Source organism: Photorhabdus africana (assembly GCF_035181445.1).
In the GTDB taxonomy this organism is placed as follows: domain Bacteria; phylum Pseudomonadota; class Gammaproteobacteria; order Enterobacterales; family Enterobacteriaceae; genus Photorhabdus; species Photorhabdus laumondii.
In genome coordinates this window covers 1-17671 of the sequence record NZ_JAXBVE010000013.1, presented here as the reverse complement: position 1 = coordinate 17671, position 17671 = coordinate 1, and the positions used below count along the sequence as shown (strand labels likewise).

21 protein-coding genes and 1 tRNA gene are annotated in these 17671 nt (G+C 40.1%); 16 read left to right on the top strand and 6 right to left on the bottom strand.

Annotation, left to right across the window (positions count from 1 at the left end):
- Window positions 1–17: 17 nt before the first annotated feature.
- The 6 genes from SLS51_RS09535 to SLS51_RS09510 all read right to left on the bottom strand — a co-directional run bounded on the left by SLS51_RS09535 (window position 18) and on the right by SLS51_RS09510 (window position 4367).
- Window positions 18–560, bottom strand: coding sequence for a carboxymuconolactone decarboxylase family protein (locus tag SLS51_RS09535; protein ID WP_323837718.1), 543 nt, complete (start codon window positions 558–560; stop codon window positions 18–20).
- 68 nt (window positions 561–628) lie between these two features.
- Entirely contained in the window at window positions 629–1207 is a 579-nt protein-coding gene (locus SLS51_RS09530; protein ID WP_323837716.1) for a prephenate decarboxylase, read from the bottom strand.
- A 21-nt stretch (window positions 1208–1228) separates the two neighbouring features.
- Window positions 1229–2176, bottom strand: coding sequence for a branched-chain amino acid transaminase (locus tag SLS51_RS09525; RefSeq protein ID WP_323837714.1), 948 nt, complete (start codon window positions 2174–2176; stop codon window positions 1229–1231).
- On the bottom strand, window positions 2173–3576 hold the full coding sequence (locus SLS51_RS09520) for a phenylacetate--CoA ligase family protein (RefSeq protein WP_323837713.1): 1404 nt from the start codon (window positions 3574–3576) through the stop codon (window positions 2173–2175). The genes SLS51_RS09525 and SLS51_RS09520 overlap by 4 nt, the downstream gene beginning before the upstream one ends.
- 13 nt (window positions 3577–3589) lie before the next feature.
- A complete protein-coding gene (locus SLS51_RS09515; protein WP_323837711.1) occupies window positions 3590–4012 on the bottom strand; it encodes a DUF2000 domain-containing protein in 423 nt (140 codons plus the stop codon).
- Window positions 4002–4367 (bottom strand): Dabb family protein, encoded by a 366-nt coding sequence (locus tag SLS51_RS09510; protein ID WP_323837709.1) that lies wholly within the window; start codon window positions 4365–4367, stop codon window positions 4002–4004. The genes SLS51_RS09515 and SLS51_RS09510 overlap by 11 nt, the downstream gene beginning before the upstream one ends.
- A gap of 729 nt (window positions 4368–5096) precedes the next feature.
- On the opposite strand from SLS51_RS09510, the gene SLS51_RS09505 reads away from it, so the two are divergent.
- The 16 genes from SLS51_RS09505 to SLS51_RS09435 all read left to right on the top strand — a co-directional run.
- A tRNA-Thr gene (locus SLS51_RS09505) sits at window positions 5097–5172 on the top strand.
- A gap of 1160 nt (window positions 5173–6332) precedes the next feature.
- Window positions 6333–6752: an antiterminator Q family protein gene (locus SLS51_RS09500; RefSeq protein WP_323837707.1), complete on the top strand. Its 420-nt coding sequence runs from the start codon at window positions 6333–6335 to the stop codon at window positions 6750–6752.
- Between the two features lie 398 nt (window positions 6753–7150).
- Window positions 7151–7699: a phage neck terminator protein gene (locus SLS51_RS09495; RefSeq protein ID WP_439126861.1), complete on the top strand. Its 549-nt coding sequence runs from the start codon at window positions 7151–7153 to the stop codon at window positions 7697–7699.
- Window positions 7700–7702: 3 nt separating this feature from the next.
- On the top strand, window positions 7703–9172 hold the full coding sequence (locus tag SLS51_RS09490; protein WP_323837703.1) for a DUF3383 domain-containing protein: 1470 nt from the start codon (window positions 7703–7705) through the stop codon (window positions 9170–9172).
- Window positions 9173–9181: 9 nt separating this feature from the next.
- Complete coding sequence (locus tag SLS51_RS09485) at window positions 9182–9622, top strand: DUF3277 family protein (RefSeq protein WP_323837701.1); 441 nt, start codon at window positions 9182–9184, stop codon at window positions 9620–9622.
- Between the two features lie 113 nt (window positions 9623–9735).
- Entirely contained in the window at window positions 9736–10146 is a 411-nt protein-coding gene (locus tag SLS51_RS09480; RefSeq protein WP_323837699.1) for a phage tail assembly chaperone, read from the top strand.
- A gap of 77 nt (window positions 10147–10223) precedes the next feature.
- Window positions 10224–10349, top strand: coding sequence for a DUF6889 family protein (locus SLS51_RS24630; RefSeq protein WP_255417038.1), 126 nt, complete (start codon window positions 10224–10226; stop codon window positions 10347–10349).
- On the top strand, window positions 10339–12108 hold the full coding sequence (locus SLS51_RS09475) for a hypothetical protein (RefSeq protein ID WP_323837697.1): 1770 nt from the start codon (window positions 10339–10341) through the stop codon (window positions 12106–12108). Before SLS51_RS24630 ends, SLS51_RS09475 begins: the two co-directional genes overlap by 11 nt.
- Window positions 12109–12110: 2 nt before the next feature.
- Entirely contained in the window at window positions 12111–12716 is a 606-nt protein-coding gene (locus SLS51_RS09470) for a phage baseplate protein (protein WP_323837695.1), read from the top strand.
- The gene (locus SLS51_RS09465) at window positions 12701–13006 is read left to right on the top strand and encodes a phage baseplate plug family protein (RefSeq protein ID WP_011147248.1); all 306 of its coding nucleotides are present in this window, start codon (window positions 12701–12703) and stop codon (window positions 13004–13006) included. Before SLS51_RS09470 ends, SLS51_RS09465 begins: the two co-directional genes overlap by 16 nt.
- A gap of 89 nt (window positions 13007–13095) precedes the next feature.
- On the top strand, window positions 13096–14052 hold the full coding sequence (locus tag SLS51_RS09460) for a phage protein (protein WP_323837691.1): 957 nt from the start codon (window positions 13096–13098) through the stop codon (window positions 14050–14052).
- Window positions 14049–14804 (top strand): phage baseplate assembly protein V, encoded by a 756-nt coding sequence (locus SLS51_RS09455; RefSeq protein WP_323837689.1) that lies wholly within the window; start codon window positions 14049–14051, stop codon window positions 14802–14804. Before SLS51_RS09460 ends, SLS51_RS09455 begins: the two co-directional genes overlap by 4 nt.
- Complete coding sequence (locus SLS51_RS09450) at window positions 14801–15148, top strand: contractile injection system sheath initiator (RefSeq protein ID WP_323837687.1); 348 nt, start codon at window positions 14801–14803, stop codon at window positions 15146–15148. Before SLS51_RS09455 ends, SLS51_RS09450 begins: the two co-directional genes overlap by 4 nt.
- Entirely contained in the window at window positions 15141–16334 is a 1194-nt protein-coding gene (locus tag SLS51_RS09445; RefSeq protein ID WP_058589692.1) for a baseplate J/gp47 family protein, read from the top strand. Before SLS51_RS09450 ends, SLS51_RS09445 begins: the two co-directional genes overlap by 8 nt.
- Window positions 16331–16903: a DUF2612 domain-containing protein gene (locus tag SLS51_RS09440; RefSeq protein ID WP_323837683.1), complete on the top strand. Its 573-nt coding sequence runs from the start codon at window positions 16331–16333 to the stop codon at window positions 16901–16903. Before SLS51_RS09445 ends, SLS51_RS09440 begins: the two co-directional genes overlap by 4 nt.
- 2 nt (window positions 16904–16905) lie before the next feature.
- On the top strand, window positions 16906–17671 hold a 766-nt coding region (locus SLS51_RS09435), incomplete at its 3' end, for a tail fiber protein (protein ID WP_323837681.1).

Here is a 17671-nt window from a genome sequence, read left to right as displayed (position 1 = left end):
ATGCCTTTCAAGATCAGTTAAAGGTCGTCCAGCTTGAATTTATCATCAATCTCGGTTCCGGCAATGCTATTGAGAATTGTCGACATATTCTTTTGAGAAACGCCTAACACAACATCTAGCATATTCTGTTTGCTGAAACCACGGCTTAGGAATAGATCAATAGCACTTCTTTTCAATTGTCCCCGGCAGTAGATAACCTCTATGGTAAATTCACGCAGTGCCAATAATCGAGGGGAGAGATCGTCGGTTTTTTCAATCAATGCTTTAACTATCTTTTTGTCCACACCATTATGAATTGCAATATAGCCGTGTGCCTGAACCGTGTAATTACAACCATTTTCTACTCCGGTTGTAATCCACACAACAGCTTTTTCCTCTTCATTCAGTGAACTATCAATAAATAGGTCGTGTGCTCGTTGGTAAGCAGCTAATAGTGAAGGAGATTCTGACATATAACCACTTTGGTTAGGTATCCAGCCAAAATCATTAATAGAACTTTGAAGTAATTTTTTACTTTTTTCAGGTGTGGTAGTAATGGTGTGTAGAGTAAGTAAAGACATAATAACCTCTGTATATTGAAATTTTAAAAAGATCTATATATTTGCCTATTTTAAAGCAACATTAGCTTTTATGAGGCTGTAAATACCGACCAAAGCATTTGAATTGGTCGAATATGAGAAATAAATTTTAAATTGTGTAATTTTGCTGCCACTTCTGTCGTGAGTGCGGCATCTACCTCTGAATTAGCGACTGCTTTTGCGGCTGAACTGGTTGAGTCTTTAAAAATGATATCTGCAATTTTTAGATTATCAGGCAACAACTCTGGGATTAAAGCCTTTGGTGCCGGATGAGTTGCAATGACGATATTATCTGTAGTTAATTCATCACGAATAGCGATACCGTAATTAGGCGTGTAGTTTAAAAATGCGGATGACAAGTTAAACCTGTTATCCATATAAAACTCACTGATATTGTAATAAGCATTGGCTACCACCAATGCCTGACAGTTATTTAAAATAATTTGATTACTTGCTTCTTCGTAAGTGTTACATAAAACAACTTGATAACTTCTGGTGACTTTATTTTTGATGGCAAATTCACCAAAACGAATAGCGGATTGTTCACTACTTGTGCCTGACGGGCCTAAGGTAGCAATATTTAGAACATCAAATGTATCTTTGTAGAAACTAAAAAAAACACATTCCATGATGTTTCTCCTGGAATTACACTAATAAACCGGATTTAACCAATGTGAGAACTTATCTATTCTGCCTCTGATTATTTCTTGATAATCTTTGGCAATAACATTAGCTATAGAATCTTCTTTTTGTCTATATGACACATCGTCTATTTTTGAAACAATTGATATTTCAAGGCCAGTGCCTGTTAAAAAACAGCCATCTGCTTCATAGAGATCCTTTTGTTGAATTTCTGACTCAATACAGGGAATATTGCGGAATTGACAAATATCGAAAACAGATTGTCTGGTTATTCCATTAAGAATGCCGGCGCTAAGCGATGGTGTAATAACGCAATTATCTTTTACAATAAAAACATTTGATGTGCTTGCTTCTGCGCACATGCCTTGTTCATTCAGCATGATAGCATCATCAAATCCGTTTTCTTTGGCATCTTCATGAGCAAGTGCGGAATTAACATAAGTGCCAGTAATTTTGGCAGATGATGGAATTGCCGCATTTGATACACGTCGCCATTTTGAAATAAGACATGTAAACTCTGTTTTTTTGGCGTAAGCGCCCATAGGTAAAGCGTTAATACAGAGGGTTGAATTTACACCACTTAGCTTAACGCCAAATTTCTCGCCCGGCATTAACGACTTTTTAAGCACTAATGGCCTGATATAAATATCTTGTTTGAAACCATTTTTAATGATGATGTTTTTGGTAATATCGGTTAACTCCTGACTGGTATAGGGCAATTCAATTTTTAATGTTTTAGCTGATTGAATTAACCGTTCATAGTGCTCATGCACTCTAAATAGATTAAGTTGGTTATTGTCTTGATCCCAATAAGCTCGGATTCCCTCAAATGTACCGGTGCCATAATTTAAAGCTTGTGTATTGGCAAGAAAGGTCGCATTGCTAAAATTGAGATATTCCCCGTCTAGAAATACGATCCAATCTTTATTCACTGGGCTAACGATATTGTTTGTCATTTATTGGCCCTCTTGTTCATGATCTCTAAAGCTGAATTTCGCTCAATATTGTTGGTATCATCTCTCAGATCATGGATGCGTGCTGCTTTCCAGCTTACCATTGCCGCGGTTCCAATCAGTCCACCGACATCTCCTACATGGATATCAACGTTCATATTGAATTTGGATTCCATTTTTTGCTTTATCTTACTAATGAGTGACGCATCATTTAATTCGTCACTCGGTTCTAAAGTGATCTTGAGCTCATCTGTACCGGCTGTATTGTTGATTTCAATAAAGTATTCAAAACAATATTCGAGTTCTTCAAAGATGGCATTTTCAATATCAAAAGCATAGACATTAGCATTGTTTAATACTAATACATCTTTTACCCGGCCGATGGGTTCTATTTCCCATTGATTTAAGCCTATTGCTTTGCATCGAACCATATCCCCGGTTTTATATCGAATCAGAGGTTTATTCCCTTTATATAAATGGGTAATCACTAATTCACCCGCAACGTGATTATCACCAACATTGAGTTTTTGCTGAGTAAAAGGGCAAATGAGTTCGTAATAATTGTTATATGGAATAGTAATAAGCTTATTGGTATTGTTACAAGCCGCCAGAATTGATGTTTCTTGTGAGGCATACATACAGTTGTAAATTTTAGCGCCCCAATTCCGAGATAAGTTTGTTAATCTATTTGGCGTAATAAGTTCGCCAAGCACTAAAATGATCTCGATACCTAATTCTTTTGCATCACATGCATTTTTCCGGCAATATTTTAACAACTCAGCGGCGACCGCAGGTGTGCAAACTAAAGCGGTTATTTTGAGGTCTTGTATCAGCCTGAGTACTCTGTGCATACCAACAACGGGCGAACGAGGCCACATTTTGATAACGGTATGCCCTAAACTGCGAAATACATCTTCAAATGTATCGCCAGTGGAGTGTAATTCCGTTGGACCCATCACGCCAATAATGTGTTGTTTGCCTTCTTGATTGAAAATAGACTCATATTGCAGAGTCAGAAAACTGTTATTGACTAAAGAGTCTATTTCATTGCGAGGACAAGGCGTTGATGGCCCCGTCGTCCCTGTGGTTTCATAATATACCCAAGCGTTACTTAGGCTATCTGACGATATCGTGTTTCCCGCCTTACTTAGATCTGATTTTGTAGTAAAGGGAAGTTTTCCAATCAATGAGGATAAATTTTCATCATCATTTGGGTTTATTGCATCTAGACGATCTTGATAGAAAGCTGACCCATTTTTCGTATAATTTATAACTTCTTTTAATTTTTCGTATTGTATTTTTTCCAATGTGGAGATATTTATCTCGCCAGACAGATATTTTTTTAGCTCGGTAAGGTATTTCATACCTAATTCATGAAGTTCATTTCTAAAAATGGAATACATATATATTACCTGGTTATTTATAAAGTGGTAAGTTGCCAGTGAGTTTATTGATATCTTTCTTTGGTCCAACTATGCCAATTCCAGATAACTTCAATTCATCCGAATGCTCAGAAGATAATTTTCCTTCGTATTCCTCATATGTTCTGCATGATTGTGCTAAACAGGAAAAAGGGCTCAATTTAAAATTATCGTTAGATTTTAATTCATTATGAATAGCATCCAGTACATCATGACTTGCTTTCAAAATAGGCAAAGGCGTTTTAATGACACCGGGATAACAAATGCTATCTTTACTAAAGACATCGTGTCCTACAATCCCGTCGATATTTCTACCCATTGAAACACTAATGACGCTCAGTGCATTCATGGCTAACCCAAGCGGCAGACTATCAGCGATAACGACGACACTTTTATGTAGGTTTTCGTCAAACTTCATACGACTTTCCTATTAACTGAGTGAAATTTATCAACTTATTTATATCGATAATAATATCCGAGACTGTCCATGTACTTATTTCTTTCCATAGCACCACGCCTTTTATATGATCGGGGTGATGCATGTATATGTCCAAGTCTTCGTAACTTTCAAAGTAACCAATTAAACTAAAGTCAACTGATTGCTTTCTGTCTACCGTACTGCGACCACAAAACCATCCTTTTATTTCACTTATCTCATTTATATGATTTAAAGTCATCTTCTCGGCTAATATAGCCTTTTCACTATCCCAGCTTATTCCATCCTTGAAGGTAAATAAGACTTGATGTGCAATTAAGTTATTTTTTCCCAGCATAATTCACCTCATAATTAATAATTTGAGTTATAATAACCTATAGAAACGATCTGATTTATACCTAATATTAGCGCATGCCTGATTTAGTTTTTTTGATTTGCATCTAATTTAAATAGCACATTGCATTTATAGCAGTCAACTATTTCCCTATGGTAATAATTTAAGGAAGAGTGGCAATATTGTGATTCTGGCAATGATAAGAAAGCTGTTATGGCTTGCCTTTGGCTTATAAAAAACACGCTCAATTTGATTCCGCTTACGCCTTGAAAATATGTTTTGTCGCCTTGTGTTCTACCGTATTTTGAGTATTTGCTTTTTAACATGTTGACAGATCCTCATATTGTTTGGAGACAGGTTATTTTGGATATTTTATCTTCCACTGCCGACAGACGATCAGGCTATTTTACGACCAGTGGCTATTTTCTATATAGGTAGCAAAGATAATAAAACATTTCGTTGTTATTTCTGATTTGTCAGTAAATGACCCGTTTTTTTGATGTTGAAAATAACCAGCTCATCGGCTGTATTTTGATAAAAAACTACAGCAATTCAGAGCATTCGAGGCAGTAGTCTTGCGTTAATGGGCTTTCAAGTCATGGTATATAGTTGAGCATGGCACTCATGATGAGTGTTTTGGTGATATTTTTGAATCATCTATTATTTCTGCTTGATTGTTTGCAATGAGTTGTAATATACTTCGCTCGCTTTCGGGGGCTAGCCCTGAAACACGCCGGCTTAGCTCAGTTGGTAGAGCAACTGACTTGTAATCAGTAGGTCACCAGTTCGATTCCGGTAGCCGGCACCAAATCAAATAAGAAGCCGTTATTTTTTCAGAAGATAACGGCTTTTTTCTTGCTTGATAGCAGGTAACGCTGTTTATATATCCAGTTTATTCTGCTATTTTCCATGACAATTTCCCGCCAAAACGAGTTTCTGAATTCATAGCATGGTTAAATTTACGGTTAAGCTGATCGGAATAAAACCCCGTAACTAGAAATATAAGATAGCAAATTTTTAGATGATATCGATTTATTTTCGCGGGTAAAAACTAACAGAGAAAAATATTAGCATTTTGGATATCTGTTTTCCAGACGTGAAAAAATATTTGCTATAGGTGTGTATCCATCTATTCGTCTGGCGAGAGCTGAAAATAAGATGGGATAGGGTGAGTAGGAAATAGCATAGGTTTAAAAATCTCATTGTTCAGCAGAGGATATATCTGACAGTGTTAAAACTTTTCACGTAGATATTTACCTGATAATCGGTAATTTATCGTTAGCAACATTAATCCTGTGGATATCTTAAATTTTTTACCTGATCTGCTGGCGATATTTCGAATAGGGTTGTTACGATCTCACATTGGCACCCGTTTCGTTGTCCATCACCCTGTAAACAGGCCGATTTCTGTGTCTTCGGCATAGGTGTGGGCACCATTCTTAATCGGCATTTTATGACGGATTTCAAAGTTGATTAAAAATATTTTTTACACTCAAATATCCATGAGATAAAAAATTTGTGCTATTTTTTATTTAATGCATTTTTCATCTCATAATAAAAAGGGGGTGTTATGTTGCTTGAAAACTTCTGATAAATAATAAAGAGCATGCGTGTTGCTTTAGGTGCTAAGCGTTTTAAAGGAAGGTACATTAGAGGATTAAATGAAGATTATAAATTTGTATAATAAATACGTAGATGAGGAAGAAAAACACTTTATGGTCATCCGTGTTAATAACGATATTTATGTGTTTTCCTCTGAAACTAAGCTTGGTCAAGAATAGGGGTTATTTACTATTTCTATTTAATAGACTAAGTAAACAGGTGTATTTAAACGATGTAGTTACGTAACAGAGAAACACAAAAATAGAGAATGAGAAATTTGTTATAATGCCGAATGCATGGATGCATGAGACCAGCATGAAAATAATTTTTACTACTCTTTGTTACTAAAAGTTAAGGTCAAAATATATGCGCAATATTCAACAAGTTTTAGAGTGTTGGGGTGGTTGGGTTGATGATGCCACTGGTGTTAATTGGCCACCGATCGCTGCTGGATTTAAAGGTCTGATTGCGTCAACTCGTTCATTACGTCCTTCCTGCTGTGATAACGATGGCTTGATCATTGATGCTTGTATCGCAAAGTTGCAGACGGTCGATAAGTCTGAAGAAATTGAAGTTTTATTTATGTACTACGCTTTAAGGCTTTCCAAACGGTCCATCGCGCGTTTAATTAAAGTACCTGATATTGAAGTCCGTTCCCGGTTACAGAAGGGAGAAAGTTTTGTTCAGGGATGTTTGGCTATGCTCGATATTAAGTTAGAAATGGATGATGAAATACAAAAACACAAAAAGCTTGTGCGTACGCAAAAAGCTATGGTAGTGTACTAATCAGTTAAAGTTGCGAATAAGCCCTGATAGAAATATCGGGGTTTTTTTCATTTGAATATTTGCAGGTAATGGGGAAAATAGGGCTTAACCCACATCAAATTCAGTTTAAAAAATTCATGCTATCCAATGAACTCTGTTTGGTATGAGTGAACCTTAAGTATCTTCTTAATTGCACTCTGATAAATAAGTGAAAATTTAAATCATAATTGTCGAAGGTCGCACTGTGTTGCGGCCTTTTTTGTATTTGCCGTCGCAAATTGCTTACGTATATTTTTTACCTTTTTTGCGATTGGTATCCCGATTAAATCAATCATAACTCGGTGTTGGGAACTAAGCCTTCAGCAAAGCTTGGTTTACCCAAGCACAGGGTGAGTTATTGCTGTTTGATGGAGGTATTTTTGATGAGTAACGGTAGTGATAAAGCGGGTTGGTTAACACCTGTCACGCTTGGGCCTGAGTACGATGATGAGCTGGAGCACATACTGAGTCGTTGGCTAGGCGGTGTTTCTGGTTTGCCTGACGATAAAGTGCGTTCTCGATGGACATCAGCACAACTGCTCCAGTTACCGGCAGATGATGACGGGTGCGATTTTGTTATTACGGATTTTATTTCGGATGCCTCGCCTGCTTTTGAGAACCAGACTGACGAAGGGACCAAGTTATGGCGTCATGAGGAAATTGTGTGCTTGATCTCCTTTTATGGCCCGAACAGCCAGCGGTACGGTACCCGTTTTCGTGATGGCGTGGCGGTCAGTCAGAACAATGATGAATTGGAACGTTTCGGTCTTTCAATCGACAAACTCAGCCGGCTGACTGCTTTACCGGAACTTATCAATAACCAGAGGAGGCGTCATTATGAGATGACGATCACCTTGCGGCGAAAAGTGGTGCGTGAATACGGTGTGAAATCACTGGTGGAAGCACCTGTCAAATTTTTAGGAGATTAAATTATGCAGGGTTTACCTGTTTCAAACATTATCAATGTCACGTTGAATATGGCTCCTCATGCGGCTCAATCCCGGAACTTTGGGGCGTTACTGATCATCGGTGCAAGCAACGTGATCAACCCTCACGAACGTTTACGCCGGTATTCGGATATCGATGGTGTCGGTGCTGATTTTGGACTGACTTCACCAGAGTATCAGGCCGCGGCGCTTTATTATTCCCAGTCACCCCGTCCGGTTGATTTATATATTGGTCGGTGGGCTAAGGACAATGTGGTCTCCTCTTTACAAGGGGCGGTATTGACTAAACAGCAGCAAATGATGAGCAAATTTACCGCCGTCATCGATGGTTCCTTTAAATTGACGATTAACGGTAAAGAAACGGTATACAGCGGTGTCGATTTGAGTAAAGAGACCAATCTTAATGGCGTGGCCCAACGGATAGCGGATAAGTTAAAAGATTGTTCAGTCACATATGATAGTTCTTCTTCGCGTTTCGCTATTATGCCGAATTCTGTAGGTGCGGTTGGCTATGTTTCACCGGCAACGACGGGAACTTATATTGGTGATTTATTAAAGCTGGACGAAATATCGGGTGCTACCGCTATCGAATCTACCAAAGCAGAAACCATTGCTGAGGCGGTGGCGGCACTGGGATCGGTATCCAGTGGCTGGTATGGGTTGGTTATCGCTGATGACTCGCTGACGGATGAAGATATTCTCTCTGTTGCTGATTACATTGAATCCGCATCTGTTTCCCGCATCTATGGACATACAGCGCAAAAAGCGGATGTCTTGGATGCTGATGTTAAAACTGATATCGGCTCAAAATTAAAAGAGAGAAACTATCAACGCACACTTTGGCAATATTCAACCGGTAAATCCTACACGGTTGCTTCGCTGTTGGGCCGTATGTTTACCGTCAATTTCAACGGCAATAACACCACCATCACCTTGAAATTTAAACAGGAACCCGCGGTAACCGCAGAAAACCTCACCGCAACGCAAGCCAATGTGTTGAAAAGGATGAATGGCAACGTTTTTGTTAAATACAGCAATGATACGGCCATTATTCAGGAAGGTGTCATGGCGAATGGGGATTTCATTGATGAGCGCCACGGTCTGGATTGGTTGCAGAACTATGTTCAGAACAATCTTTATAACCTGCTTTACACCAGTACTAGCAAGATCCCACAGACTGATGAAGGTGTGACCCGGCTAATTACCAATGTTGAACAGTCACTGGCTCAAGCGGCGACAAATGGATTAATCGCTCATGGTGTATGGGGTGGCGATCCGATTGGTGGGTTGGATACGGGCGCAACATTAACCAAAGGTTACTACGTTTACGCACCGCCAATTGCGACACAGGCACAGGCTGATAGAGAAGCCCGAAAAGCACCGGTTATTCAGTGTGCAATCAAATTAGCCGGTGCTGTCCACTATGCTGATGTCATTATTAATGTAAACAGATAAGGGTTGAAAATGGCTACATATTCTTTTCTTGATGTTTCCGCTTCTATTACCGGAGTTGGCGGCTCTTTTGATCTTGGTAACGGTGCCGCGCTCTCTGATGAGGGGATTACAGTCACCATGTCGGAGAGTAAAAACACCATGACCACCGGTGCAGACGGAGAAGTCATGCATTCATTGCATGCAACCAAGTCAGGAACTATCACCGTTAATTTACTTAAGACGAGCCCGGTAAACGCTAAATTGAACGCGATGCTCAGCACACAATCGCTTTCATCGTCGGCATGGGGTAATAACGTGATTGTTATTCGCAATAAACAAAGTAATGACATTGCTGTTGCTCGCTCTGTCGCCTTTCAGAAACAACCGGATTTGCAGAATAACAAAGCAGGCGGTACCGTTTCTTGGGTATTTGATTGCGGAAAAATCGACATCATGTTAGGCACATTCTAACCAGCTTACTTCACAACCATTTAAATCACCTTTAAATTTGCCGCAGCATTTGTCTCTATTTTTACGTCGGACTTATGCTGCGGTAGTTTGAGCGAGCTTGAGGATAAGTGATCATGGAATTTGAAATTGATGGCAAAAAATATCGCAGTGGTAAATTGAACGCTTTTCAGCAACAAGATTTAGCGGTGGCTTTAGCGCCGGCTATTCCGGCACTTGGACCGCTGATGAAAAAGATTGTGACAGCTAAAAGTGATGATGGAGTGACGGGCTTTGAAGCAGTGCTCCCCTATTTGGTGGAATCCATCAATGCATTAGGAAAATCCAACCGACATGAAATTAATGATATTTGCTTATCAGTGGTTTCTCGTGAACAGAATGGTATCTGGAACCGGATTTATGAACCTGATGGACAGGTATTGATGTTCGATGACATCAACGGCTTCGAACTGTTGAAAATTGTCGGTTTTATTATTCGAGACGCATTGGGAAATTTTTTTCCCGCCCCATTAGAGAGTGCAGTGTAATCTCAGGACAAGCCAATTTAAATTTTGAAACCCTCCCGAAAGGGCGTGATTATCTGTTACGCCCGGTCATTGCGGGCATGTGCCGTTATGAATCATTGAAAAACAGCGTTCTTGATCTGGCTGATATTGCATTGATGAATGATGCCCTTGATGTTAAATCGGAAAATGAGGCCATGATAGAGAGGTGGCGAAATGAGCAATGACGTTGAAACAACTAAAGATTTCCTGATATCGCTGAGGTTTGATGTTGATGAAGTGGAACAGCGTAAATTTATGGCTGTTATCACCGAAGTTACGTCTGGCATTCTCAAAATGAGGGCGGAAATTGAAAACGCAACATCAGTTGTGGCCAGTTTTATCACCCAAATAGCTGACGGATTGGATAAGTTATACGGGAAGTTGCAAGAAACAGACGCAGTGGTTGAAAAAATTAAATCTATCAATGAGGAAAGCGTCCGTCGAGCTGTGGGAGGTGTAGAGAAATTTCTGCCGAGCATTAATGCTCAATCTCATGATACAAATGGTCGCCATTTTAATACTGCCTCCTTGGTCGCATCAATGAATGAGCAGTTATTAAAAGCAACAACGGATTGTGCTAATCAAAATACCAGCATACTTGATAGTGATGACATATTTAATGCCATTGAGGAATTAGTTAAATGGTTAGATAAAGGAGAAATTTCTGCGAAAGGTTTATTGGCGACATTGAATGAATTATGGAAATTTACAGGAAGAAAAATTGTTCTGGGTGTATTATTTGATTTTAATAGTCGGTTAAATGCATTACAGGAAGAAGCAAAGAAAAATCACGAAACAGTGGCTGAAACATTGTCGCGGCGGCAAAGAGAGTATGATAAAAATAAAAAACCACTTATAACATATGATCAACTCGATAATTGGATGTCAACACATGGGATTTATCTTGCTTCTGACTTGACTCCATTTTTCAGTAAAGATAAATATGAAAAATACCAAGAACAAATTGATGGTAAGAAAACGATAATCCACAAAGAATACAGCCAAAAAGTTGCTGATATTTCCAGTAAAGTATCAGAACGATCAAGTAAAACGAAAAAGAAGCGAAAGACTAAGCAATTAAATAAAGATCATCTTAAGGCTGGTATTGTTGAACATCACGATGCGCCTAAGGAATTCAATACTCCAGTTAATCAACCAACGAATATTTTTAATAGTGAGCTTACAGCAGCAAAGCTAAAGAAATTAAAATCTTCACGAGGAGTACGGAATAACAATCCATTAAATATGAACTTTGTACATCAGACAGGGGCAGTGCTTGAAGATAGTCCAAAGCCCAGATTTGCTCAGTATCCAGATGCTTATAGTGGATTAAGAGCTACTGCTCATCAGTTGACGCGTTATTTTCGTGGTAAAACCACAGGAAAAAAGCTACAGACTATTGCAAGTATTGTCCCGACATGGGCACCAAAGAAAGATCATAATAAAACCAAACAGTACATTGCCAATGTGTCTAAAATGATGGGAGTTTCTAAGGATACGTTCCTTGATCTCACTGATCCTGATGTGATGCAACGGCTGATTAATAGCATGATGATAGAGGAAAGTGGTGGTAATCCCTATTCACCAGAATTTATCAGGAAGGCGATTATGGCAGAGTTACAGCCAGCGAATAAAGCGCCAAAGCAGGCTGGACATTTAAATCATGTCGCTCATTCTTTGCAGAATATTTCCATTGATCACCGAATGATCAACGGGGCGGTAACCAATATCAACGGTATGATGAATCATCAGGGGTTGACTCCCTTTTTATTACATCGTGCGCCAATATCTGCCGACAATAATATACCGGGAATAGGAGAGGTCAATTATCATATTGAAGTCAACGGTGTTGAATCCCCCAGAGAAGCAGCAAGGCTGACCGGAGAAACGGTAGAACGTACTCACAGTATGCTGCTTCGAAATATGCAAACACAGGTGAAATAACAATGGATATATTATCAGTCATGTTTTCTCAGCAAAAGAGAAAAATAGGTGTTATTGTACCGAGTGTCGTTATTTCAGAAACCCATACCGATGTATCGAATATCACCGATCATCCGGTCCAGCAGGGGGTGACATTCAGTGATCATGCTTATGACAGCCCATCGGAAGTAAGAATGGATTTAGGTTTTGCGGGTGGAGGTTCGCTGCTTGATGTTATTGATACGACAAAAGTATTTGATATTTCTACCGGGCTGAGCCTTGGAACCAGTCCGCGTGATATATATCAACAGCTACTTGACCTGAGGGCATCACATAAACCGTTTGATGTCGTAACGGGAAAGCGCTTATATAAAAATATGTTGATTAAAGATATCAGTGTCACAACGGATAAAACCAGTGAAAATGTTTTATCGGTGGCTTTAAACCTACGTGAAATTGTTATTGTTGAAACATCACCGAATAAGGCCGCGCCGGCGGAAAATATGAAAAATCCTGAAGATACAGCACCTGTCGTTAATATGGGAGCCAAAGTCACGGTGAAGCCATCAATGCCAAAAATTATTCTTGATTTTATTATAGAGCGAGGTAAGAAATGGCTAGGGTTGTAGAAATTCCTTTATCACCTCAAAATCAGCAATTCGATATTCAGCTCAATGGCATTAACTATAAAATGAGATTAATGTGGCGTGATATCGCGGGTTGGATTTTGGATATTATGACGCCGGACAGTGAATTTATCGTTACAGGTTTGCCGTTGGTTTTTGGGATTGACTTACTGGAACAATATCGTCATCTTGGTTTTAACGGCTCATTAATTTTTTATGGTGATATAAATCAGGAGAAACCTTTCAGGAATAATCTTGGTAAAGAGGACAGGTTATACTTTGTAATAAGTTAACTTGATGAGAGTAAGGAAAAATATTTTTAATGATTTACTACATACGCCGCTTAATTGCGGTTCTTTCATTTCTATTAATTAGGTGAACTATGTCAAAACAATGGATAAGAGAATGCCACCTTATCGTTGTAGACAAAGATGGCGAAAAGGTCAATTTATCAGATCTGAAAATCACATTTAACATTAGCAGAACGGAATCTTCCAATCCTGCTACCGGTATTTTTACTCTATATAACCTCAATAACGAAACCAGTAATAAATTACGTAAAAATGAATTTAAAAAGATTAAATTTGTGGCGGGTTACAAGGAGAACTCAGGACAAATATTCTCAGGCCAAATTCAATACACGTATGTAAAAAGGGACAACGCAACGGATACTTGTGTTGTGATTCATGCAGCGGACGGGGATGAAGCTCACAATTACGCGACCGTGAATACCACCATTGCGGCTGGATATTCGCAAGCAGATTTAGATCATTTGCTAATGCGTGATATTGCTAAATATGGCATTACGGCCGGTCTACGCCCTGAATTCAGTAAATCAGCATCCCCCAGGGGAAAAGTACTTTTTGGCATGCACCGCAATGAAGTTTCTAATTTGGCAAAACAATGTGATGCTAATTGGCGCTATGAGGATAACAAACTACATATTGTACCCAAAAATAAATACTTAACTGAAGCCATTGTCCTGACTTCAAAAACAGGTCTTATTGGTATGCCTGAACAAACTATTGGTTCAGGTATTAACGTTACCTGCTTAATTAACCCGAATATCCGCCCCGGGACATTAATCCGACTGGATAACCGTTCAATCAAACCGGTTGATCCGGCGACTAAACAAGCTGCTCAATCTGGTGATCATAAGGATGCAAAAACCCAACCGGCAATGTTGGATGCTGATGGTGATTACATTGTCTTCAATGTGGACTATTCCGGTGATACCCGCGAAACAGAGTGGTACATGACAATCATGTGTATCGCCAAGAGCGATCACACTTTGCTGAATCAATCAACTCACCATAAGGATAAGGCAGAGAGCGAATGATAAATACTGACGAACGACTCAATAGGCCCGAAGCGGTCTTTTTTGCTATGCAAGAAGTGATTAGCGCCGGATTGTATGTCTCCTTGCCTTGCATTATTCAATCATTTGATGCTGATGCAGTAACCATCACCGCGCAACCGGCCATCAGATGGAAAATCAGGCAAAAAGATGGGGAACTGGAATCGGTATCTTTGCCACTATTAGTGGATGTACCGGTTATATTCCCAAGGGGAGGTGGCGTGACGTTAACCTTTCCGATAAGAGCCGGTGATGAATGTTTAGTCGTATTTGCTGATCGTTGCATCGATTATTGGTGGCAATCTGGTGGTGTACAAGAGCCGGTGGACCCCAGGCAGCATAACCTGTCCGATGGATTTGCGCTGATTGGCCCACAATCTCAGCAACAAAAAATACCGAATATCAGCACTCACACCGCGCAACTGAGAAGTGATGATGGTGCGGCGTATATCGAACTCGATCCCAACAGCCATAACATCACGATTATCACACCGGCAAAACTTATCGCTACAGCCAATGGCGGTACTGAAATCACTTCACCTGACATCATCCTAAACGGCAACGTCACCATTAACGGCAACTTATCACAGGGCATGGGCGCGGGTGGTGGCACCGCAACCCTGCAAGGTCCTGTCACGGTGAGTCATGATGTGACAGCGGCAGGGATTAGCCTTAAAAACCATGTACATAGTGGTGTGCAGTCAGGTAGCGGTAAGACGGGGAAACCTCAATGAGATACCGAAGAGAAATTGACAACGACTATGTATTTGGTCGTGGAGAGGCGGGTTTTCTTATCAACTCACCGGAAGCGGTCGCACAGGCAGTGAAAACTCGCCTGATGTTGCGCAGTGGCGAATGGTTTCTTGATAACCGAGAGGGGACAGATTACGACGACGTGTTGGGTAAAGGCACATCGGGTTTTTATGACCTGATTATTAGACAGCGAATACTGCAAACGCCGGGTGTAGAGAGCATTACCCAATACCGTAGTGAAAGAAACCCTGAAACAAGAAAAATCACCATTACCGCCACGATAGACACGATTTATGGACAGATAGGAGTAACTGCTGATGTATGAAAGTATTATCAACACCATGTTACCTGCTATTGATAAAAACGGGATCAATGCTCCTGATTATCAAACCATCTTGAATAGCTGGAAGACAATATTCAGGGATATTTATGGGGACGATATTTACATCGAATCTGACAGTAAAGACGGTGTTTTTTTATCGCTGATAGCCTACGTTATTCACGGTTGTAACAACGCAACCATTGCCTCCTATAACTCATTTAGCCCGGCAACCGCGGTGGGCGAAGGGCTTTCCCGTAATGTCAAAATCAACGGCATCACCAGAAAAAGCTCCAGTAACTCAACGGTAGATGTTTTGGTCACTGGTCGAGCGGGCACGGTTATCCGTAACGCCTCTGTCCGGGATGATGCGGGAAACGCTTGGTCACTACCGGATGAAGTGATTATAGATACACACGGGCAGGCTATTGTGACCGCGATTTGTCAAAAAGCGGGCGCGATCGGCGCATTACCTCACACGGTTAATCAAATTGCTACGCCAACATTGGGCTGGCAAACCGTGACAAACCCGGTTGCGGCGACACTTGGTCGGGGAATTGAAACCGATGTAGAACTGCGAATACGGCAAGCGGTTTCCGTTGCGCTGCCTTCGAGAACCATTATGGATGGCCTGATGGGGGCAATTGCCAACCTGCATGGAGTTTCACGTTACCGGGGGTATGACAACGACTCGGATAAAACGGATGAGAATGGCATACCTGCTCACAGCATTGCACTTGTCATTGATGGTGGAGACTCGAAAGAGATTGCGCGGACTATCTTGGTGAAAAAAACGCCGGGCATACCGACATTTGGCACCACCTCTGAAACGATTACCGATGATTATGGCAATAAAAAAACGATTAACTTCTATCGTCCTACACTGGTGCCAATTTACGTTGAAATACACATTAAACCCTTTATCGGATATACATCAGATATTGGCAATAATATTCGCAATGAAATATCTAACTATATTAAATCGCTTTATATTGGTGATGGAGTCTATGTTACTCGTTTATTTGTACCGGCAAACTTATGCAATAAAAACGGTGGGCAGACATATGAAGTATTATCTGTGATAGTGGGTAAATCAGCATCGACAACTGGAACGGCGAACATTGACATTGCATTTAATCAAGCGCCGACGTGCTCACCTGAAAATATTAAAATAGTAACGGTGCTCGAATGAACAGATATATGAAGCTAATTCCTGCATATCACATGGAAGGTAAAAAATATGTCAGGACGCTGGAAGCTGTAACTGATATTTTCAACCAGAATGCGCTGACTACAGATTTATTGATTAGCAGTTTTGACCTTGATAAAGCGGTGGGCAAACAGCTTGATATTATTGGAGAATGGGTAGGAAGAAATCGAATGATCCAAACTCCGATTGAATCCTATTACTTCTCCTTTGATATTACTGACTTGGGATTTGATAGTGGACAATGGAAAGGGCGGTTTGACAGTGATAAAAGTTATATCAAACTGGATGATGATAATTATCGAGTTGTCATTAAAGCGAAAATAGGCGCGAATAACTGGGATGGAACGGCTGGGTCATTTAATAACATCCTGAGTTTTATTCATTCAAATAATGGCCTATCGGTATCTTTTGAAGATAACTTGGATATGTCATTCACAGTAACGATTAAAGGAAAATCAATCAGTACAATTACTAAAGAAATCATCCATCAGGGTTATCTCTCGCTTAAACCTATGGGGATAACGGTTAATTACCATATAGTGGAGGGTTAGAAATGGCTAAAAATGATTTTAAAGCATTTGCCATTGGTGAAAACGCGAATACTTTATCACAACAAGAATATGAAAGTTCAGATTTTATTGAGGAGGGTTTTAAATCAGGAATAGCAAGGAGTGAGCGCTTAAATAAAGTTTGGCGCCAATCTTCGGTTATAGCCGCGGTGATAGGGAAATATATTGCGGAAAAAACTGGTGAAGACGTTATGGATGATGGAGACCTGGAGAAACTCGTCGCGCAATTAGATTTAGCATTAAAACATAAAATTACTACAGAAATCCCTGCTGCTTCACTGACACAGAAGGGCATATCGCAACTCAACAGCGCGACAAATTCTGACAGAGAAGATCAAGCGGCGACGCCGAAAGCGGTTCACGATGTTAGAAAAATCGCTGAGAGCAAATTGAGTGGTGTTTCTGATGCCTCATTGATTCAGAAAGGGATTGTACAACTGAGTAGTGCAACAAATAGCACAAATGAAACCTTAGCGGCGACGCCAAAAGCAATTAAAGAAGCATACGATTTTGCAAATACAGCAAACGTAGCAGCCAAAAATGCTCATGATGAAGCAAACAGGGCTACAGATAATGCTAATAGCAGATTGGCAAAAAACCAGAATGGCGCAGATATCCCTAATAAAAGTGAGTTTATAAAAAACCTTGGTTTAACAGAAACGGTAGAATTGGCGAAAAGTGCCGTGCCGAACAACCGGAAAATTAATGGCAAGGTGTTGAGTGGGGATGTCAGTTTGAACGCCGGGGATG